The 20,133-nt window shown below is 69.3% G+C and carries 20 protein-coding genes; 7 read left to right on the top strand and 13 right to left on the bottom strand.

Annotation, left to right across the window (positions count from 1 at the left end; genetic code table 11):
- Positions 1 to 56: 56 nt before the first annotated feature.
- From FBZ87_RS14435 to ccmA, 10 genes are all read right to left on the bottom strand, one after another.
- Positions 57 to 923, bottom strand: a complete 867-nt coding sequence (locus FBZ87_RS14435) for a diguanylate cyclase (protein WP_145610963.1) — start codon at positions 921 to 923, stop codon at positions 57 to 59.
- A 201-nt stretch (positions 924 to 1,124) separates the two neighbouring features.
- Positions 1,125 to 2,750, bottom strand: a complete 1,626-nt coding sequence (gene ccmI / locus FBZ87_RS14430; protein WP_145610962.1) for a c-type cytochrome biogenesis protein CcmI — start codon at positions 2,748 to 2,750, stop codon at positions 1,125 to 1,127.
- The gene (locus FBZ87_RS14425; protein WP_145610961.1) at positions 2,747 to 3,238 is read right to left on the bottom strand and encodes a cytochrome c-type biogenesis protein; all 492 of its coding nucleotides are present in this window, start codon (positions 3,236 to 3,238) and stop codon (positions 2,747 to 2,749) included. The genes ccmI and FBZ87_RS14425 overlap by 4 nt, the downstream gene beginning before the upstream one ends.
- Entirely contained in the window at positions 3,235 to 3,780 is a 546-nt protein-coding gene (locus FBZ87_RS14420) for a DsbE family thiol:disulfide interchange protein (RefSeq protein ID WP_145610960.1), read from the bottom strand. Before FBZ87_RS14420 ends, FBZ87_RS14425 begins: the two co-directional genes overlap by 4 nt.
- A 10-nt stretch (positions 3,781 to 3,790) precedes the next feature.
- The gene (locus FBZ87_RS14415; RefSeq protein WP_145610959.1) at positions 3,791 to 5,791 is read right to left on the bottom strand and encodes a heme lyase CcmF/NrfE family subunit; all 2,001 of its coding nucleotides are present in this window, start codon (positions 5,789 to 5,791) and stop codon (positions 3,791 to 3,793) included.
- Between the two features lie 24 nt (positions 5,792 to 5,815).
- Positions 5,816 to 6,307: a cytochrome c maturation protein CcmE gene (gene ccmE / locus FBZ87_RS14410; RefSeq protein ID WP_145610958.1), complete on the bottom strand. Its 492-nt coding sequence runs from the start codon at positions 6,305 to 6,307 to the stop codon at positions 5,816 to 5,818.
- On the bottom strand, positions 6,304 to 6,537 hold the full coding sequence (ccmD, locus tag FBZ87_RS14405) for a heme exporter protein CcmD (RefSeq protein ID WP_145610957.1): 234 nt from the start codon (positions 6,535 to 6,537) through the stop codon (positions 6,304 to 6,306). The genes ccmE and ccmD overlap by 4 nt, the downstream gene beginning before the upstream one ends.
- A gap of 112 nt (positions 6,538 to 6,649) precedes the next feature.
- On the bottom strand, positions 6,650 to 7,366 hold the full coding sequence (locus tag FBZ87_RS14400; RefSeq protein WP_145610956.1) for a heme ABC transporter permease: 717 nt from the start codon (positions 7,364 to 7,366) through the stop codon (positions 6,650 to 6,652).
- 127 nt (positions 7,367 to 7,493) lie between these two features.
- A complete protein-coding gene (gene ccmB, locus FBZ87_RS14395) occupies positions 7,494 to 8,150 on the bottom strand; it encodes a heme exporter protein CcmB (protein WP_145610955.1) in 657 nt (218 codons plus the stop codon).
- Positions 8,150 to 8,809 (bottom strand): heme ABC exporter ATP-binding protein CcmA, encoded by a 660-nt coding sequence (gene ccmA, locus FBZ87_RS14390; RefSeq protein ID WP_145610954.1) that lies wholly within the window; start codon positions 8,807 to 8,809, stop codon positions 8,150 to 8,152. The genes ccmB and ccmA overlap by 1 nt, the downstream gene beginning before the upstream one ends.
- A 942-nt stretch (positions 8,810 to 9,751) precedes the next feature.
- Here ccmA and FBZ87_RS14385 point away from each other — a divergent pair.
- Positions 9,752 to 10,882 (top strand): type III PLP-dependent enzyme, encoded by a 1,131-nt coding sequence (locus FBZ87_RS14385; RefSeq protein ID WP_145610953.1) that lies wholly within the window; start codon positions 9,752 to 9,754, stop codon positions 10,880 to 10,882.
- Positions 10,883 to 11,004: 122 nt separating this feature from the next.
- Here the strand turns inward: FBZ87_RS14385 and FBZ87_RS14380 are convergent, their stop codons facing one another.
- Positions 11,005 to 13,455 carry an ATP-binding protein gene (locus tag FBZ87_RS14380; RefSeq protein ID WP_145610952.1) on the bottom strand — a complete coding sequence of 817 codons (2,451 nt, stop codon included), beginning with the start codon at positions 13,453 to 13,455 and terminating at the stop codon, positions 11,005 to 11,007.
- Between the two features lie 282 nt (positions 13,456 to 13,737).
- Between FBZ87_RS14380 and FBZ87_RS14375 the strand changes: the two genes are divergently transcribed.
- Positions 13,738 to 14,829 carry a hypothetical protein gene (locus FBZ87_RS14375; protein WP_145610951.1) on the top strand — a complete coding sequence of 364 codons (1,092 nt, stop codon included), beginning with the start codon at positions 13,738 to 13,740 and terminating at the stop codon, positions 14,827 to 14,829.
- Positions 14,830 to 14,843: 14 nt separating this feature from the next.
- Here FBZ87_RS14375 and FBZ87_RS14370 read toward each other — a convergent pair whose 3' ends face one another.
- Both FBZ87_RS14370 and FBZ87_RS14365 read right to left on the bottom strand, forming a co-directional pair.
- Positions 14,844 to 15,497 (bottom strand): exopolysaccharide biosynthesis protein, encoded by a 654-nt coding sequence (locus FBZ87_RS14370; RefSeq protein ID WP_145610950.1) that lies wholly within the window; start codon positions 15,495 to 15,497, stop codon positions 14,844 to 14,846.
- 92 nt (positions 15,498 to 15,589) lie between these two features.
- Positions 15,590 to 16,108 carry an isoprenylcysteine carboxyl methyltransferase family protein gene (locus FBZ87_RS14365; RefSeq protein WP_211106943.1) on the bottom strand — a complete coding sequence of 173 codons (519 nt, stop codon included), beginning with the start codon at positions 16,106 to 16,108 and terminating at the stop codon, positions 15,590 to 15,592.
- A gap of 137 nt (positions 16,109 to 16,245) precedes the next feature.
- On the opposite strand from FBZ87_RS14365, the gene FBZ87_RS14360 reads away from it, so the two are divergent.
- The 5 genes from FBZ87_RS14360 to FBZ87_RS14340 all read left to right on the top strand — a co-directional run bounded on the left by FBZ87_RS14360 (position 16,246) and on the right by FBZ87_RS14340 (position 20,106).
- On the top strand, positions 16,246 to 17,175 hold the full coding sequence (locus FBZ87_RS14360; protein WP_145610948.1) for a LysR family transcriptional regulator: 930 nt from the start codon (positions 16,246 to 16,248) through the stop codon (positions 17,173 to 17,175).
- Between the two features lie 149 nt (positions 17,176 to 17,324).
- On the top strand, positions 17,325 to 18,038 hold the full coding sequence (locus FBZ87_RS14355) for an SDR family NAD(P)-dependent oxidoreductase (RefSeq protein WP_145610947.1): 714 nt from the start codon (positions 17,325 to 17,327) through the stop codon (positions 18,036 to 18,038).
- 24 nt (positions 18,039 to 18,062) lie between these two features.
- On the top strand, positions 18,063 to 18,296 hold the full coding sequence (locus tag FBZ87_RS14350; RefSeq protein ID WP_145610946.1) for a tautomerase family protein: 234 nt from the start codon (positions 18,063 to 18,065) through the stop codon (positions 18,294 to 18,296).
- 87 nt (positions 18,297 to 18,383) lie between these two features.
- A complete protein-coding gene (locus FBZ87_RS14345) occupies positions 18,384 to 19,469 on the top strand; it encodes an NAD(P)H-dependent flavin oxidoreductase (protein ID WP_145610945.1) in 1,086 nt (361 codons plus the stop codon).
- 220 nt (positions 19,470 to 19,689) lie between these two features.
- Positions 19,690 to 20,106 (top strand): organic hydroperoxide resistance protein, encoded by a 417-nt coding sequence (locus tag FBZ87_RS14340; protein WP_145610944.1) that lies wholly within the window; start codon positions 19,690 to 19,692, stop codon positions 20,104 to 20,106.
- The last annotated feature ends 27 nt before the right edge of the window (positions 20,107 to 20,133 follow it).

The raw sequence follows: 20,133 nt of genomic DNA, 5'->3' as shown, positions 1-20,133 counted from the left end.
GCTCCTGTGGCGGGCCAGGGCGCGCCGGGGGCACAGATGCCCCGCCGGGCCCGGGCTCACGCCGGCAAGGTCGCGCGCACCACCTGGTTGCGGCCCTGCCGCTTGGCGGTGTAGAGGGCGGCGTCCGCCTCCGCCACCAGATCCTCCGGATCGCAATCCGGCCGCGCCTCGGCCAGGCCGAAGCTGGCGGTGAAGCGGATGGCGCGCCCGCCGCCGATGGCGACCGACAGGGTCTCCATATCCTGGCGCAGGCGTTCCACCACGGCATAGCCGTCCATGATGGTGGCGTCCTTCAGCAGAATCAGGATTTCCTCACCGCCCAGGCGGAAGGCCTCGTCGAAGCTGCGGATGCCCTGGTTCACGGCGCCGGCAGCGGCCATCAGCACACGGTCGCCGGCCTCATGCCCATAGGTGTCGTTGACCGACTTGAACTTGTCGAGGTCGCACAGCGCCACGCAGAAGGGCCGGCCGGTACGGCGGTAGCGGTTGACCTCGCGCTCCATCTCCTCGCGCAGGCCGGTGCGGTTGCGCAGGCCGGTCAGCGGGTCGATGCCGCTGCCGGCCACGCTGAACGCCCGCTCGATGCGGCGCAGCAGCAGCATGAACTCGTCGAACTTTTCGATCACCGCCTCGTACGACTGCAGGGAGGGCGGCTGGCCCTCGGCCGCGCGCATGTGCACCAGGCGGGCCATGCGGTGCATCTGGTCGTGCAGCGAGATCGCCCGGTCGATGGCCGGCTGGTCCGCCAGCTCGCTGCCGGAAGCGCCCCGCACCCAGGCAGGAAAAGCCACCGGTGTGGGCAGGGGGGCGCCGTCGCCCAAGTTGAAGAAGGCCGCGCGGTGCCACTGACCGATCCACCGGAGATGCTCATCCACCACGCCGGCCAGACCGGCGGCGGAAGGCAAGGGGGACGACTCGTTCATCGCGGAAAGGGGATCCTGAGACGGGGCCGTATGCCGCATGGATAGGGCGGCGCCAGCGAAATGGGGCAATACCCACACTTTAGGTCATTCATCCCCGGTTTGCACCGCCCTTGGCACCAACCCGAGGGATAGGATGTCACACCGGCGGCATCCCGTCCCGCACCTTTGAATTACCCCTGTAGGATCAAGCCGCTAAACGACTCAGGAACCCAGCGCCTTCAGCCGGCCCTCCAGTTCCTTGCGGTCGTCAGATCCCTCGGGCAGCAGAGGCAACAAGCGACCCCAGAGGTCCTTGGCCTCAGCCTTGCGCCCGCCCTCCGCCGCGTCCAAACCCAGGTACCACAGGGCCTGGGGATTGTTGGGGGAGGACTTCAGCACCACGCGCAGGGCGGTGAAGAAGGCCGGCGGCGGATGGCCGCCGTCGGCCGGCAGCAGCACGCGGGCATAAGCCAGGTTGATCTCGCCATCGTCGGGTGCCGCGGCCACGGCCTTGGCCCAGGCTTCCCGCGTCTTGGCCACGTCGCCCGTCGCCTCGTAGGCCTGGGCCAGGCGGGCCCAGCCCTCGGGCTTATCCGGCTCCTTCTCCGCCGCCGCCTGGAACTGAGCCAGCAGCGACTTCACCGTGGCCGACCGCTGTTCCGGCGTCATGGTGGCGGGGTCGGGCATGCCGGGCGGAACGGCACCGGCGGGCGCGCCGGCGGTGCCGCCGCCGTAGCGCTTGGCGTTGGCCTCGGCCTCCGCCGCCTTGTCGTTCTGCCCCAGCACACGATAGGCGCGGGCCAGGCGCGACCAGCCTTCGGCATCCTCGGGTTGGGTTTTCAGCCGGTCGGCCAGACGCTGGACCATGCCCTGGATCATGGCATTGCGATCGCCGCTGGACATGGTGGAGGCGGCGGCCATGTCGGCGGCTGTCGGACCCGGGGTACCAGCATTAGGTGCGGGCGTCGGGTTGGCCGGCGGCAGGGGCTGTGGCGTCACCGCCGCCGGATCCATGCCCGCCTCGGTCGCCGTCTCACCCAGCTGTCCGCGCAGGAAGGGTACCCAAGGGGCGTCGGCCGGGCTTTCAGCCAGCAGGGCGGACCAGCGGGTGATGGCGCCCTTGAGGTCGCCCGCCTGACGCGTGGCCAGGCCGTCGTAATACCGGGCGCGCGGTTCCTTGGGGTTCAGGGCCAAAGCCCGCCCCAAGGCCTGCTTCGCCTCCGGCCCCACCACACCGTCGGCCGACAGCACCAGCGCCTCGGCGCGCGAGGCCTGCAGATTGGCGTCGTCGGGCGCCAGCTCCACGGCCTTCGCCCAGGAGGCGGCGGCCTTGTCGTTCTGGCCGGTCATGCCCTGGGCGGTGGCCAGGGCCTTCCACGCCTCCAGATCCTTGGGGTTCTCGGTGACCCGGGCCTGCAGGGTCTTCAGCACCGCCTGGGCCTGGACGCCAGCGGTCTGGTCGGTGCGCCCCCCCGCCGGCTGGCCCGGCAGGTCGGGGCTGCCCAGGCGCAGGTAGATACCCATGGCCAGCAGCGGCACGGCGGCCATCAGCGTGGTGGCCAGCGTGCGGGAGGGCTTCGCCGGCGTCGCGGGCGCCACCGGCGCCGACTTCGCGCGCGCATCGGCCGCCAGCAGGCGCCGGCCGACCTCCGTCCGCGCCGCGGCGGCCTGGTCGTCGGTTAGGAGGCCGCGCCCCACGTCACGCTCGATTTCCGCCAGTTGGTCCTTGTAGATGTCGACCTCGGGCGAACCACCGGCCTCCGTCTTGCGCGCCACCATCAGCGGGCGCAGCAGGGCCAGCAGGATGCCCGCCGTCAGCAGGGCGGCGGCGATCCAGAATGCCATCATGGCCGCCCCTTCCCTTCGTCCTCATCACGCATCAGCATGGCCAGATGGGCCTTTTCCTCCGCCGTCAGGGGCGGCGCCAGCGCCTCCGCCCCCGCCGAACCGCGCCGGCCCCGCCACAGCAGGATGCCACCCCCCACGACCAGCAGGGCGAAGGGCCCGAACCACAGCAGATATGTGGCCGGCCGCACCGGCGGGCGCAGCAGGACATAGTCGCCGTAGCGGTCGGTCAGGAAGGCCACCGCCTGGGCGTCCGTATCGCCCTTCACCAGCCGCTCCCGCAGCAGCAGGCGCAGGTCGCGGGCCAGGGGCGCGTCGCTGTCGTCGATGGACTGGTTCTGGCAGACCAGGCAGCGCAGGTCCTTGGAGATGGCGCGCGCCCGCGCCTCCATGGCCGGGTCGGACAGCATCTCGTCCGGCTGCACGGCGCGCGCCAAGGGGCCGGACAGCAGTGTAGCCGCCAGGACCAGGGTAAAAAGCACCCGCCTCATTTCGACAACTCATTGATCAGCGGGAGGATGCGGTTCTGCAGATCCTGCGGGGTGATGGGCCCCACCTGGCGGTAACGGATGCGACCCTGGCGGTCGATGACGTACGTCTCGGGCACGCCGTACACGCCGAAGTCGATGGCGGTGCGGCCACTCTCATCCCGGGCGACGGCGGCGTAGGGGTTGCCGTCGCGGGCCAGGATGGCCTGGCCGTCCGCCGCCTTGTCCTTGTAGTCGATGCCCCGGATGTCCACCCCCTGCCCTGCCAGGCGCATGAGGATTGAGTGTTCCGAGCGGCAGGGCGCGCACCAGCTGGCCCAGAAGTTCACGAGACGGACTTTCCCGTCGGCCAACCCGGCGGACGCCACGCCCGGCTGCCCGTCCACCAGGGGCGGCAGGTCGAACGCCGGCACCGGCTTGTCGATCATGACGGAGGGCAGGCGGTCGGGCGTGTCGCCCCGGTCGATTTGCTTCAGGCGCACGCCGAACCAGCCGGCCAGGCCCAGGAACAGCACCAGGGGGATCAGGAACATCAGGCGGCGCATGCGGGGAACCTTATTCGGCGGGGGCCGGCGGAACGGCGGCGGCGGCGCGCGGTACGGCGCGCTTCAGCGGCACGCCCACGCGCAGGCGGCGGTCGGACAGGCTGACCAAGCCGCCGGCCATCATCAGGATGGAGCCCACCCAGATCCACGGCACCAGGGGATGGCGGTAGAAGCGGGTGTTGTAGCCGGTGCCGTCGGGCGCCGGCTCGCCCACCACGGCATAGAGGTCGCTGAAGAAATTGGTGTGGATGGCGGCGCCCGTCGTCGTCATGCGGGTGACGGGGTAAAAGCGCTGCTCCGGCGCCAGGGTGGCCACGAAGTCGCCGTTACGGGTGACGGTCAGCACGGCGCGGCGGGCGGTGTAGTTGGGGCCCGGCGCCTCCGCCACGCTGTCCAGGCGGAAGCTGTAGCCGGCCACGTCCACCGACTGGCCGATGTGCAGCACCTGGATGGCCTCCGTCGTCCAGGCGGAGGTGCCGACCATGCCAGCCACGGCCACGCCCAGCCCGGCATGGGCGATGGCGGTGCCCCAGGCGCCCCGCGGCAAATGGCGGGCGCGGGAAATGCTGTCGGACAGGGGCATGCGGAACAGGCGGATGCGGTCGGCCACGTCCACCACGGCGCCCATGACGGCCCAGCCGGCCAAGCCCAGGGCCAGCACGGCCAGCACCGGCTTGGTGCCCGCCAGCCACAGGGCGGCCAAGGCGGCCACCACGCCCACAAGCGCCGCGATCTTCAGCCGGCCGAGCACACCGGCCAGGTCCGCCCGCTTCCACGACAGCAGCGGCCCCAACGCCATGACCGCCACCACCGGCACCATCAGCGGCACGAAGGTGGCGTTGAAGAAGGGCGGGCCGATGGAAATCTTGCCCCCGCCGACGGCATCCATGAACAGGGGATAGAGGGTGCCCAGGAAGACGGTAGCGCAGGCGGTGGACAGCAGCAGGTTGTTCAGCACCAGCCCGCCCTCGCGGCTGATGGGCGCGAACAGGCCGCCGGCCTTCAGCACGGGTGCCCGCAGGGCGTAGAGCAGCAGGCCGCCGCCCGTCGCCACCACCAGCAGCGCCAGGATGAAGACGCCGCGCGCCGGGTCGGAGGCGAAGGCGTGGACGGAGGTCAACACACCGGAGCGCACCAGGAAGGTGCCCATGAGCGACAGGGTGAAGGTGACGATGGCCAGCAGGATGGTCCAGCTTTTCAGCGTGTCGCGCTTTTCCACCACGATGGCGGAATGCAGCAGCGCCGTGCCGGCCAGCCAGGGCATCAGGCTGGCGTTTTCCACCGGGTCCCAGAACCACCAGCCGCCCCAGCCCAGGGTGTAATAGGACCACCATGAGCCCATGGCGATGCCCAGGGTCAGCGACGACCAGGCGATCAGGGCCCAGGGCCGCACCCAGCGGGCCCAGGCGGCGTCCACCCTTCCCTCGATCAGCGCGCCGGCGGCGAAGGAGAAGCAGAGGCTGAAACCGACATAACCCAGGTAAAGGAAGGGCGGATGGAAGGCCAGCCCTGGATCCTGCAGCAGGGGGTTGAGATCATGGCCGTTCAGCGGCGCCGGATCCACGCGGGTGAAGGGGTTGCTGGTGGCGACCATGAACCACAGGAAGCCCACCCCGATCATGCCCTGCACCGCCAGAACACGGGCCCGCAGGCTGGCCGGCAAATTGCGGCCGAAGGCGGCCACGAGGGCGCCGAACAGGGCCAGGATGAACACCCACAGAACCAGCGAGCCCTCATGGTTGCCCCAGACGCCGGCCACCTTGTACAGCATGGGCTTGTCGGTGTGGCTGTTCTCCACCACGTTCAGGACGCTGAAGTCCGACACGACATGGGCGTAGGTCAGGGCGCCAAAAGCCAGCGCCAGCGCCGCGAACTGGCAGTAGGCCGCCGTGCGTCCCACCTCCATCATCGCGGCGTCGCGCCGCGCCGCGCCCCATAGGGGAATGACCGACTGCACCAGGGCGACGACCAGCGCCAGAACCAGCGCGTAGTGTCCAAGCTCGGGGATCATGGGCCGTCGTCCGCAGTCTTGTCGTCAGGGATTGGTGCGCAGGGTGGAGGTCTGGTGCTCCTCCCCGGCCGCAACGGGCGCATCGCCGGGTTTGCCGGGATGGCCGGCACGCTTCAGGGCATCGGCCACGTCGGGCGGCATGTACTTCTCGTCATGCTTGGCCAGCAGCTCGGTCGCGGTGAAAACGCCGTCGGCGCCCAGCTTGCCCTCCGCCACCACGCCCTGCCCCTCGCGGAACAGATCCGGCAGGATGCCGGTGTAGGTGACGGGCAGCGATCTGGCGGTGTCGGTCACCTGGAAGGTGACGGTCATGCCGCCCTCGCGCTTCAGGCTGCCGGCCTCGACCAGCCCGCCGATACGCACCGTGCGCCCGCCCGGAGGCTTGGCCGCCAGATCCGACGGGCTGTAGAAGAAGACGATATTGTCGCGGAAGGCCGACAGGGTCAGCGCGGTGGCGGTGCCTAGGCCCAGCAGGGCCAGCGCCAGGATCATCAGCCGGCGGCGTTTGCGGGTCATATCGCGCCCCCGGGTGTGGTCTCGGCGGTAGGGGTGGCCGTGGGGGCTGGGGCGGCCTTGGGCTCACGCTTGCGGCGGGGTTTGGCCGCCTCCAGCGTGGCCAGGGTGCGTTCCACCCGGCGCAGGCCGGACAGGCTCAGCACCAGCAGGCCCACCAGGACCACGGCCGCGGCCCCGTAGGATGACCAGACATAGGCGGCGTATCCGCCCATCGACAGGAACCCGTCCATCACACTCTCAACCACTGCCGGACGGTCCGGAAGGACCGCGAAGTTGGCACGACCATTACATTATCACGCGCCCGGAACGACCGCCTTCGGTCTTCTTGTCCCAACCGCCGGTTCAGTTGGCCTGGCCCAGGCGCAGGGTCTGCACCCGGCGCGCGGCCAAGCCGGCGCGGATGCGCAGGATGACCACGGCGAAAAAATAGCTCTGGAAGGCCACGGCCATCAGCAGCAGGGGCCACAGCATGCTGGCGGCGATGGTGGGGCCGCCCAGGCGGAAGACGCTGGCCGGCTGATGCAGGGTGTTCCACCATTCGACCGAGAACTTGATGATGGGCACGTTCACGGCGCCCACCAGCAACAGGATGTTGCCGGCCTTGTTCCCCCGCGCCGGATCGTCGAAGGCGTCCACCAGGGCCATGTAGCCAAGATAAAGGAAGAACAGCACCAGCACGCTGGTCAGCCGCGCGTCCCACACCCACCAGGTGCCCCACATCGGCGCCCCCCACAGCGACCCGGTCAGCAGGCACAGAGCGGTGAAACCAGCGCCCAGGGGCGCGGCCGCCTTGGCGTAGACCTCGGCCAGGGGATGTTTCCACACCAGGGCGGCGGCGGCGGCCACGGCCATGGTGCTGTAGGTGAACATGCCCATCCACGCGGCGGGCACGTGGATGTACATGATGCGCACGGTATCGCCCTGCTGGTAATCCGGCGGCGACACCAACAGGCCCAGGTACAGCCCGGCCGCAAAACAGACCGCCGACAGACCCGCCGCCCACGGCAGCACGGCGTTGGCGATCCTCAGGAAGCGGGCGGGGTTGGCGAAGCGATGCATGGCCCCCGTTATGTATCACGCCCTCCGGCCTTTGCCATCGGGATACACTGTAAATTGATATGGATCAGGCCCAATGGTGTACCCGGGCAATGGATTGGTTAACGCTCGTCCCTAGACCTGGGGCCGGCTACTCATGCGCCGCCCGCAGCGCCGCCGCGATGGCCAGCGGCGCCAGCACCAGCGCGCCGCACAGCATGCCGCCCAGCAGCAGCAAGTGCGGCCGGGGGGAGAGGCCGGACAGGCCGGCGTCCAGGCCGGCGGCAGCGAAGATCAACACGGGGATGTAGAGCGGCAGCACCAGCAGGGGCAGCAGCACGCCGCTGCGCCGGGCGCCCAGGGTCAGGGCCGCCCCCACCGCACCGATGAGGCTGAGCAGCGGCGTCGTCAGGGCCAGCGTGCCCACCAGCAGGCCCAGCTGGTCTGCCGGCATGCGCAGCAACAGCGCCAGCAGGGGCGCCACGATCATCAGGGGCACGCCCGTCACCAGCCAGTGGGCCGCCACCTTGGCAATGGCCACGCCCTCCGCCGGCAAGGGCGAGAGCAGCAGCAGCTCCAGGCTGCCGTCCTCGAAATCGCCCTGGAACAGCCGCTCCATGGACAAGAGCGCCGCCAGCAGGGCCGCGATCAGCAGCACGCCGGGGGCGATGCGGGTCAGCACGTTGGGCTCCGGCCCCACGCCGAAGGGGAACAGCACCACGCACAGCACGAAGAACATCAGGGCGGCGGTGGCGTCGCTGCCCTGGCGCAGCACCAGGCGCAGGTCACGCAGAATGAGGCGGAGCATCAGGCGGCGTCCTCCGTCCCGTCCTGATCGTCCTCGACGGGCGCGAAGGTGGCCAGGTCCAGAAGCTCGCCACCCGGAGTCGCCAGGTCGATATGGGTGGATAGCACCACCCGGCCGCCACCGGCGCGATGACGGGCAATGGCCTCTTCCAGCAGGGCGACGGAAGCACGGTCCAGGCCCACGGTGGGCTCATCCAACAGCCATAGGGGCGCCGGTGCGGCCACCAGGCGGGCCAGCGACAGGCGTCGGCGCTGCCCCGCCGACAGGAAGCGTCCGGGCACGTCGGCAATCGTGTCGATGGCGAAGGCGTCCAAGGCCGCGTCCACCCCGACGCCGCCGCGCAGGCCGGCCCAGAAGGCCAGCATCTCCCGGCAGGTGAAGCTGGCCTTCACCGCGTCCAGGTGGCCGACATAATGCAGGCGGGCCCGGTGCGCCTCCGGATCCTGGCCCAAGGCCACACCGTTCCAGGCGATGGTGCCGCGCAAGGGCTTCAGCAAGCCGGCCATCAGGCGCAGCAGCGTCGACTTGCCGCTGCCGTTGGGTCCCACCAGGGTCAGGCAGCCGCCGGCCGCCAGCTGGAAGTCCAGGTCCTGGAACACCAGGCGCCCGCCGCGCAGGCACAGCAGGTCGCGGCCGGTGAAAAGCTGAGGTGACGTCATGGGCCCTGGGCGCCGGAGTCGAAGGGGTCCCGACTATAGGCCGCAGGCGGCGGCGGCACAAAGCGCTGGATCAATTGCCCAATTCAACGTGCCCGGAATCAATCGCGTGAGACGTCCACACCATTGCAGGGCAAGCCCAGCGGGCGGATGCCCGCGCCCGACATCTGAGGGAATCGATAAAAAGAAAACGGCCACCGCGGGGGGCAGGTGCGGTGGCCGTTTGGTAGACCAGCCGGGGCAGGCTGGAGAGGACACCTCCGGTAGGCCGGTCGGGGGAGACCGGGCGGGAGTGCTTCCGACCCCGGCAGGGGATCATGTCGCGTCGTCCTCTATGCGCATAAGGCCAGCGCGACATGGCCAATTTGGGCCGCAAAAGTGGCGAAAATGAGATTTGTGGCGGAGCCGGCGTCCGGGCTGGAACCCGCAAGGTGCCAAGCGGAATTAGAGGTCAAAGCCATGCGGTGCGGGAGATTCGGCCATGAAGTCGCAGGGGCGACGTTCACCAAAAAAAATCGCTGTGCAACCCCGGCTTTCCATCTTATATAGCGCTCAGTCGCAGCGCACGTGCCTATGGCCCCGGGCGGAATGGTTCCACCTCAGGGTTATGCAACGACGTAACGCGTATCCTCGTCCGTCCCTTAAGCAAGGCGGCGAATTGGAGGCTACGATGGTTGATGTTGTTGTCGGTGGGCACGCGCCCGCCTTTCCTCGATCCCCCGCCCCCACTCTGATGCAGAGTCGGATGGGCCATGATCAGGCGGTCTGCAGTCAGACCGGGCCGGTGGTTTGCGCGCTTCTGGCGCCGCCTGGGCATATCTCCAGTATCTGACCCGTTCGGGCCGGCCGCTTTATTGGCACGCCTGAACGGACCCGGGCCATTGCCCGGTTAAGCCCCCATTCCCGATCCATCCCCTGATATGCCTTTTGGCCTCGGAGTCATCGATGACCGAGAAGATCGCTCGTTTTTTCGCTGAGAACACGCCCGCCACGCCCTGCCTGGTGGTCGATCTGGACGTCGTCGCCAACAATTACGCCAACCTGCACGACGCCCTGCCCGAGGCCCGGATCTTCTATGCCGTGAAGGCCAACCCGGCGCCGGAAATCCTGAAGCTGCTGGTCGAGCGGGGGTCCTGCTTCGACACCGCCAGCATCCCGGAAATCCAGTACTGCCTGACCGCCGGCGCCACCGCCGACCGCATCAGCTTCGGCAACACCATCAAGAAGGCGTCGGACATCGCCTGCGCCCATGCCCTGGGCATCAGCCTGTTCGCCTTCGACAGCATGGAAGAGCTGGAGAAGATCGCGGAGCATGCCCCCGGCGCCCGCGTCTTCTGCCGCATCCTGACCTCGGGCGAGGGTGCCGACTGGCCCCTGTCGCGCAAGTTCGGCTGCGAGCCGGAGATGGCGACGGAGCTGCTGCTGGCCGCCTCCACCATGAACGTCGTGCCTTACGGCGTGTCCTTCCACGTCGGTTCGCAGCAGCGCGACCTGACCCAGTGGGACAAGGCCCTGGCCCAGACCGCCGAGATCTTCCATGCGTTGGAAGACAAGGGCGTGATGCTGCGCATGGTGAACCTGGGCGGCGGCTTCGCCACCCGCTACCTGAAGGACATCCCCAGCGAGGGCGAGTATGGCAACGCCATCGAGGCCTCGCTGCGCAAGCACTTCGGCAATCGCCTGCCCGAGACCATCATCGAGCCGGGCCGCAGCATGGTGGGCAACGCCGGCGTGATCCGGTCGGAAGTGGTGCTGATCTCGCGCAAGTCGCACCGGGACGAGCGCCGTTGGGTCTACCTGGACATCGGCAAGTTCGGCGGCCTGGCCGAAACCATGGACGAGGCCATCAAGTACAAGATCCAGACGCCCCATGACGGCGGCGCCGCCGAGCCCGTCATCCTGGCCGGCCCCACCTGCGACAGCGCCGACGTGCTGTACGAGAAGACGGAGTATCGCCTGCCGGTGGACCTGCGCATCGGCGACAAGGTCGACATCCTGGCGACCGGCGCCTACACCACCACCTACTCGGCGGTGAACTTCAACGGCTTCTCGCCGCTGGCGTCCTACTACATCTAAGTTTCTTCGAGACCTTGTCCGTCGCGGAAGCGGTGGGGGAAAGGCCCGGAAGCACTGCGCTTTCGGGCCTTTTCATTTGACCTTCCCTCTGTCGAGGGCGTCTGCCGCCGAGCAAGCCCTTGTCAGGCGCCCTTGTCCCCCAACGCCGCCGCCATCACGCCGGGCGACAAGCTGGGACGGCCGTCTTCGCCGGCGCCGCCTGTCAGCAGACGCTGGCTGGGCAGGATGAGGGAGACGGTGGTGCCTTGGCCCAGTTGCGAAGCGATGTCCAGCCGGCCGCCATGGAGTTCGGCCAAGCCCTTGGACAGGGACAGGCCTAGGCCGGTGCCTTGCGTCGTGCGGGCGTAGACGTTGTCGATCTGCTGGAAGGGCACGAAGACCTTGGACAGGTCCTCCGCCGCGATGCCGATGCCGGTGTCGGTGACGGCGATGACCAGCTGGGCCTCGGGATTGATGGTGGCGGTCAGCGACACGGTGCCGCCCGGGTCCGTGAACTTCACGGCGTTGGACAGAAGGTTCAGCAGGATCTGCTTGATCTTCACGTCGTCAGCCAACAGCGGGGGCAGCCCGGGCGCCATGGCCACCACCAGGTCGATGCGCTTTTCCATGGCGCGGGCGCGGGCGATGCGCTCGCACCCCGCCACCAGCGCGCCCACGTCGCATACCCGCTCGCGCAGCTCGACCTTGCCCGCCTCCATCTTCGAAACATCCAGGATGTCGTTGATGATGGCCAACAGGTGGCGACCGCTGGCCACGATGTCACCGGCATAACCGGTGTTGGTCGCCTGGTCGGGAACGCGGCGCAGGTCATTCTCCAGCACCTCGGCGAATCCGATGATGGCGTTCAGCGGCGTGCGCAGCTCATGGCTCATGTTGGCCAGGAACTCGGTCTTGGTGCGGTTGCCCAGCTCGGCGGCGGCCTTGGCCCGCTCCACCTCTTCCGCCGCCCGCTCCGCCGATATGGCGACGGCGGCCAGCCGGCTGGCCCGGCGCGCCAGGTCCAGCATCCAGCCCTCGGGCGACCGTGGGGTGCGGAAATAGACGGCGAAGGCGCCCAGGGGATGACCGTCACCAGCCAGGATGGGCAGGGACCAGCAGGCGGCAACGCCGGCCTCTGCTGCTGCCTGCCGGAACTCCCGCCACAGCGGGTCGCTGGCGATGTCGGTGACGATTACCGGCTCGCCCCGGTAGATGGCCGTGCCGCAGGACCCGACGGACGCCCCCACCTCCGTCCCGTCGACGGCGCGCACGAAGGCCGGCGGCAGGCTGGGGGCGGCGCCGGTCTGGATGTGGCGCCGCTCAGCATCCACCAGCACGATGGAGCAAAGCCCGCCCTCCAGCTCCGCCTCCATGCCGGAGCAGAGGGCCGACAGCACGGCCGACAGGGGCGCGCGCCCGGCGGTCATGCCCAGCACCTTGCGTTCAACTGTCAGCAGCCGCTCCGCCCGTTCCCGGCGCTGGGTCTCTCGTTCGATGCGGCGGGCGTGGGACCAGTAGAGGGCCAGCGCCGAATGCAGCTCCGCCACCAGGGGATCGCGCCCCAGGCGCGGCAGCAGCGCCGGCGCCTGGGCCACCTGCCCCTCCGCCAAGTCGCGCATCAGCCGGGCGGTGCGCGACACGGCAAGGAACACGCCCTGGCGCAAGGTCACCAGGATGGCCAGCGTCAACAGGGCCGCCAAGGTCAGCGGCGCCCCGGCCTTGATCGCCGCCCAGCCGGCGGCGGGGACGGGCATCGCCGCCCAGCGGTCCAACGCCCCGTCCGCCACGGCGCCGATACCGGTGAGCGCCGTCATCACCTCCTCCGGCGCGCGCCGGCCATTCAAGGCGGCGGTGAAACGAGCCAGGGCCACGGCCAAGCCATCGTCGGGCCGCGAGGACGCGGGCCAGTCCAACAGGGGGGCGGTCGTGGCGGCGGATGGCTGCATCAACGCGTCCGCCCACGCCAGGTCGGCGTCCCGGCGGGCCGCCAGCGCGTCGCCGGCCAGGACGGCGTCGGCGCTGGGCAGGCTGTGGGCGGCGGTGGCCACGACCTCGCGCGCCAAGCGGCCCTCGGCCGTGGCCAGCGCCCTTTCCCCCGCCAGCCAATTGCGTAGCAGAGGCGGATCGCGGTCGCCGCCGGCCCGATGCAGCATCTGGTCCACCGCACGGCGCGGCCCCGCCAGCTCCTGACGTATCCCGGCCAGCCGCTGGCGTGCGGTGTCCAGCGCGGCATTGGCGGGCAGCGCCTCCAGCGCCGCGTCCAACGCCTGGTCCGCCTGCCGCCGTTTTTCCGCCAGATCATCCGCGGAAGGGGCAACCGCAGGGGGGCTGGCCGCGGGGGTGGTGACGGCTGGGGACGCAGGCAACGTCCCCGCCGCCTGCAAGGCCAGGTATGAGGCCGTCCACTGCGCCGACTGGATATCCAGCGCGCCCGCCAGCCCCCGAGCGGCCAGCACCAGGGCATGGCTGTCCTGCGCGTCACGCGCCTGGATCCAAGCCGTCCGCATGTCCACGACCGCCAGCCCCAGTTGCAGGGCCGCCAAGCCGGCAAGGGCGCCCATCACCGACTGGCGCATGGCACCGACCCGGCCCATCTGTTCACAAAGCAGCTCATTGGAGAAATTATCCCAAGGCCCACACCTTGTACCTGTGGCCCACTGTATGCGAGGCCGAGGCCCCCGCGCAAATATCCAGGGGGGTGGGGTACCGCCCAAGTAAGGGTGGATGCGACACAAGGCGGGCATGTCCGGCGGCACCTAAATCCTTGCGTGGGCACCCTTGACCTCACCCCCCGTCGTCTATACCTGACGCAAGGTCGAGGCGGCCGACATAGGGCGCCGTTACCGCTATCCTGCTGCCTCCCGGATCCCGCCCCGTTGACGTCTTCTCCCGCCCCTTCCGACAGCGAGGCCACCGCCGAGGAATTCCCGCCCACGATTTCGTCGTCGGGCGATGATGGCCTGTTCGCCGATGACGACCGCGACGCGCTGCACATCCTGCCGCTGGGCATGATCCCGGTGCAGACGCCGGGCCTGAAGCGGGCGCGGCTGATCAAGAACGCGCGGCTGGAGACGGTGGTGGAGGTGTTCCAGGACCGGTCGGCCGGCAGCGGCCAGGTGAACCCGGAACACCTGGCCACCATGTACCCCTCGCACGCCAAGGAAATGCGCACCGACATGGCGCAGATCCACCGGCTGACCCAGCTGAACAGCTACGACGTCTATAGCCTGCGCATTGAGCTTCGCCGCCTGGGTATCCCGGTGGAGGACGTCAACTACCTGCGCCTGTCCGCCGGCAAGCGGCTGGAACTGACCACCTATATGCGCGACTTCACCCTGCCGCTGATCCAGCAGGTCTACGGGTCGGAACAGCGCCCCATCAACGACATCGCCGACCTGTTCCAGCTGCTGGCCAACCCCGACCGGGAAGAGGCGCTGCGCAACCTGACCCTGTTGTCGCAGAAGCTGAACGTGCAGCTGCAGGACATCCCCAACTTCCTGGAGGAATACGGCGACGTCTTCCTGTCGCTGGCCTATTTCCGCAGCTGCCTGGACGGCCTGGTGCCGGAGGTACAGCGTTTCATGGGTTGGGTGAACGAGGCCACCAAGAGCGAGATGATCACCCGCGACCGCCTGCTGATGAAGATGATCGGCGACGTCATGCGCATGCTGACGGGCATCACCACCTCCATCACCGGGCGGTTCGAGGCGTTTGACCGGCGCAGCAAGGATTTCTGGCACGACATCAACGCCGACAGCTTCCGCTCCGTCCGCGCCCAGTTGTCCGCCCACCATGTCACCATCGGCGGCGTGCTGTGCGGCCTGGCGGTCAAGATGGCCCTGTGGAAGGCCCGCTTTCCCCATGGCGGCGGCGGACCCATGAAGCGGGTGGAATTCGTGCGCTCCGAAATCCTGCCCGGCCTGGACCATATCAACCGTATCGAGAAGTCGGCCGCCGGCACGCACTGAAGCAGGCGTCGGCCCTACAGGCCCAGCGTATGCTCCAGCAGGAACAGCCCGCTTTTCAGCAGGGCCACCAGCACGCCCCAGACGACGGCCACGGACGTCACCGCCGTGCCCAGCCCCAGCAGCACCCATACCCCGTCCCGTTCCAGCACCCCCAGGGCCACCAGGCTGATGGCCACGGCCGGCAGCATGTTGCCGAGCGGTATGGGCAGGAACAGGATCAGCGCCAGCAGGAAGCAGACCAGCCCCACCGCATGTTCCACCGGCGGGCGGGCCAGCACGCCCAGGCGGGGCTTCAGCATGCGTTCCGCCTTGGCCAGCCAGGGCGCCACCTTGGCCATCATGGCGGCGAAATCCTTGCGAGCCAGCGACCGGCTGGAAATGAAGCGGGGCAGCCAGGGCTTGCGCCCCAGGGCCAGCTGCGCCGTCAGGAACACCAGCGGCAGGCCCAGCACGGCGGAGGTGCCGGGCGGCATGGGCAGGGCGTTGGGCACGGCGAAGACGAAGATCAGCGCCCCCACCGCGCGGTCGCTCAGCGCCGTCAGCAGGTCGCCGATGGCGATACGGTCCCGCCGTTCGTCGGCCGCCAGGGCTGACAGGATGTCGGAAACCTTGTGAGGCCGGGGGATCGCGGCGGCAGCGTGACTGTCAGTGGCCTCACCCGCGGTCATGCTGTCCCTCTGATCCCATCCCTATGGCCTTGCGCCCATTGAGGTGGGGTCGGCAACCTCCTGGGTCCAGCGATTTTTCCCGTCGCGGCGGATCAATAGGCGGCGAAGGTCTCGCGCATGGCCCGTTCCTCCTGCCGGATGCGGATGGTCAGGGGCACCAGATAGACGACCAGACCGGCGACCAGGGTGCAGTAGGCGTGCAGCGTCAGGGCGAAGCCCACCAGTTCCGGCAGGATGTTCAGGAAATAATTGGGGTGCCGCACCAAGCGGAACAGCGGATGGGTCACCAGCTGGTGATCGCGCGCGATCAGCAACTTCACCGTCCACAGCCGGCCCAGCAGCCGCACCACCACCAGCAGCATGATGGCGCCGAACAGGTAGATGGCGAAGCCGAAACCGCTGACGGCGTCGACGGGCGCGGCGCGCACCAGCCCCTCCACCGTCGCCGACAGGTAGAAGGCGATGTGGGCGATGGTCAGCGCCAGGGTGTTGCGCGCGCCGTGCTCCACAGCACCGGCGGCGCGCAGCGCCTTTTCATGCCGGATGGAGACGGCGAGCATGGCGAAGCGGTAGGCGAAGGCCAGGACGATGAACAGGATCAGGGTGGTCACGGCGGCACGGTGCTCCAAGGGACGAAAGCGTCGGGCGCATCCATAGCATAAGCGCCCCGGACGATGCCCCATTCCAACCGTTGCGTTCCGGCCCTATCGTGGGAGCCAACCCCACCCGCCTGCGAGAGCCTCTCCCAATGGACCGTATCGACGCGATGAGGGTGTTCGTGGCCGCCGTGGATGAGGGGAGCCTGGCCGGCGCCGCCCGCCGCATGCGCCGCTCGGCCGCCGCCGTCAGCCGGGCCATCGCCTTCCTGGAGGGGCATGTGGGCGCGGCGCTGCTGCACCGGACCACGCGCTCCCTGCATTTGAGCGAGGCCGGGGAGCGCTATGCCATCGCCTGCCGCCGCGTGCTGACGGAACTGGATGAGGCGGACATGCTGGCCGCCGGCGAACGCTCGGCGCCCCGCGGCCTGTTGACCGTGACCGCCCCGGTGGCGGCGGGGGAGAACGTGCTGGGCCCCATCGTGGCGGGCTTCATGGACGCCTATCCCGAGGTGTCCGTCCGCCTGAACATGATCGACCACCCGGTCAGCCTGATCGATGAGGGCATGGACCTGGCACTGCGCATCTCCCACCTGGCGGACTCGGCCCTGGTCGCCACCCGGGTGGGAGAGGTGCGGCGGGTGGTGGCGGCCTCGCCCCGCTACCTGGAAAGCCATCCGGCCATCGAACAGCCGTCGGACCTGGCCCGCCATGCCATCGTAGCCATGACCCATTTCGGGCTGGAGACATGGAGCTTCCCGCCGGTGCCCGGGTCGGCGGTGCCCCGCACCGTCAGCTTCACCCCCCGCCTGGTGGTCAACACCATTCGCGCGGCCGCCGCCGCGGCGGTGGAGGGGCGGGGCGTGACCCGCCTGTTTTCCTACCACATCGCGGCGGAGCTGGCGGCCGGCAGCCTGAAAGTCATCCTGGATCGGGATGAGCATGAACCGGTGCCGGTGCACCTGATCGCGCCGCCGGGGCGCCTGTCCGTGCCCAAGGTGCGCGCCTTCGCCGATTATGCCGTGCCGCGCCTAAGGGCCCATTTCGCCCAACTGTGCCCGCCTCCCCTCAAGTCCCTTTAAACACCGCACTCTTCCTCGCGGCGCAAGAATGTCTGCCGCCGGCCGGGCGTTCACCCGCAACCAGCCGGAGCGCATCTTTCGGGTCATCCACAGGGCAACGTCGTCGACAAGGACGATCGCCCGCAACCGATCCCGAAGGAGTTTCCATCATGAGCACCACTGGAAAAGTCGCCATCGTCACCGGCGCCTCGCAGGGCATCGGCGCCGCCACCGTCGCCGGCCTGATCGCCCAGGGCTATCGTGTCGTCGCCACCTCGCGCACCATCCAGCCCTCGCAGGATCCGAACGTAGCTACCGTGGCCGGCGACATCGGCAGCCGCGAAACGGCGGAGCGCGTGGTCGCCACGGCGCTGGAGCGCTTCGGCCGCATCGACAGCCTGGTCAACAACGCCGGCGTCTTCATCGCCAAGCCCTACACCGACTACACGGACGAAGACTACGCCCGCGTCCTGTCCACCAACCTGAACGGCTTCCACCACATCACCCAGCTGGTCATCGCCCAGCTGCTGAAGCAGGGCAACGGCGGCCATGTGGTGCAGGTCACCACCAGCCTGGTGGACCACGCCAATTCCGGCGTGCCCTCGGTCCTGGCCTCGCTGACCAAGGGCGGGCTGAACGCCGCCACCAAGTCGCTGGCCATCGAGTTCGCCGGCCGGGGCATTCGCGTCAACGCCGTCTCCCCCGGCATCATCAAGACCCCGATGCACGACCCGTCTACCCACGAGTGGCTGGGCAAGCAGCACCCGGTGGGCCGCATGGGGGAGATGGCCGACATCGTGAGCGCCATCCTCTACCTGGATAATGCCCCCTTCGTGACGGGTGAGATCCTGCACGTCGACGGCGGCCAGAGCGCTGGTCACTAACTCTAGGAAGGCGGGAGAGCCATCATGCCTGTCGTCACCATCCAGATCACCCGCGAAGGCACGGCGCCGGGCGCCGACGCCACCACAGCGGAACAGAAGGCAGCCCTGATCAAGGGTGCCAGCGCGCTGATGCTTGAGGTCCTGGGCAAGCCGCTGGACAGCACCTTCGTCGTCATCGAGGAGGTGCCGCTGGAAAACTGGGGCTGGGGCGGACTGCCCGTGACGGAGTACCGCCGGCGCAAGGCGGCCGTCCCCTGACCGCGCCCTGATCGCGGGAAGCCGGGGATGCCAATTAATGCATCCCCGGTATATCTTTCATCAGCTGTTCCGGATAGGAGACATCCCATGTCCACCCCCGCCGCCGCAGGCCGCCTGCTGGACCTGCTGAAGATCGACATCCCCCTCATCCAGGCCCCCATGGCCGGCGTTTCCACTCCGCCCATGGCGGCGGCGGTGTCGGGTGCCGGCGCCCTGGGCTCCCTGGGCCTGGGCGCCAGCACGCCCGACCAGGCCCGCGCCATGATCCGCGCGGTGCGGGAGCGGACCAGCCGTCCCTTCGGCGTCAACCTGTTCGTCCACCAGCCGGCCCAGCGCGACGCCGCGCGCGAGGCCGCCTGGATCGACCGTCTGCGGCCGCTGTTCGACCGCTTCGGCGCCACCCCGCCGGCCGAACTGCGGGAGATCTATCCCACCTTCCGCACCGATGACGCCATGCTGGCCATGCTGCTGGAGGAACGGCCGGCCGTGGTCAGCTTCCATTTCGGCCTGCCGGACGCCGGCCGCGTCCGCGCCCTGCGCGCCGCCGGCATCGCCCTGGTCGCCAGCGCCACCAGCCTGGATGAGGCGCGCCAGGCGGTGGCGGCGGGCATGGACGCGGTGGTGGCCCAGGGCTATGAGGCCGGCGGCCATCGCGGTGTGTTCGATCCGGACGTCCCGGACGACCGGCTGGGCACCCTGGCCCTCACCCGCCTGCTGGCCCGCGACCTGGCCGTGCCGGTCATCGCCGCCGGCGGCATCATGGACGGCGCCGGCATCGCCGCAGTCCTGGCCTTGGGTGCCGGCGCGGCGCAGTTGGGCACCGCCTTCGTCAGCGCCGACGAATCGGCGGCCGACGCCGGCTATCGCGCCGCGTTGAAGGGCCCGGCGGCTCACCACACCATCATGACCCGCGCCATTTCCGGCCGGCCGGCGCGCAGCCTGGCCAACGCCTTCACGCGCCTTGGCGAGAGCCTGCCGCCGGACGCGGTGCCCGCCTACCCGGTGGCCTACGACGCCGGCAAGGCCCTGAACGCGGCCGCCAAGGCCGCCGGCGACACCGGCTATGGCGCGCAATGGGCCGGCCAGGGCGCCCCATTGGCCCGCTTCCTGCCGGCGGCCCAGATCGTCGCCGAACTGGCGGCGGAACTGGCCTACGCCCGCCGCCACGGCTAAGGCCCCGTCCCGCCGCTCTCACGTCTCCGATCAACGCCCCCTGAGACCGGGCCAAGGCTCGCATCTGAGGGGGCATTCTTTTCCAATGAAAAGTCGTACGCGATCTAATCGGATATATTGACAATAAGCGCCATCCGGGCCACCTTCCGTTCATCCGATTATATCGGACACGATTAAAATACCCTCACCGCCCTTCACCCCACACTGAGGAATCCAGACCATGAGCCAGATCGACACCGTCCTGTACACCGGCAAGACCCACACCCAGGGCGGCCGCAACGGCCATGCCCGCAGCAGCGACGGCCAGCTGGACGTCACCCTGTCGCCCCCGGGTTCCGGCCGCCCCGGCACCAACCCGGAACAGCTGTTCGCCGCCGGCTGGTCCGCCTGCTTCATCGGCGCCATGAACCGCGCCGCCCAGGTGCTGAAGGTCAGCCTGCCGGCCGAGACCGCCGTGGATGCGGAGGTCGACCTGGGCAAGGGCGGCGACGCCTTCTTCCTGCAGGCCCGCCTGACCATCAGCCTGCCCGGCCTGGACCGCGCCGTGGCGAGCCAAGTGATCGAGCAGGCCCACCAGCTCTGCCCCTACTCCAAGGCCACCCGTGGCAACATCGACGTGGAATTGCAGTTGGCATGACGCCTGACAGCGTCAAAGAAAAGCGCC

The sequence above is a fragment of the Nitrospirillum amazonense genome (genome assembly GCF_007828035.1).
Taxonomy (GTDB): Bacteria; Pseudomonadota; Alphaproteobacteria; order Azospirillales; family Azospirillaceae; genus Nitrospirillum; species Nitrospirillum amazonense.
This window is presented reverse-complemented; position numbering and strand designations above follow the sequence as displayed.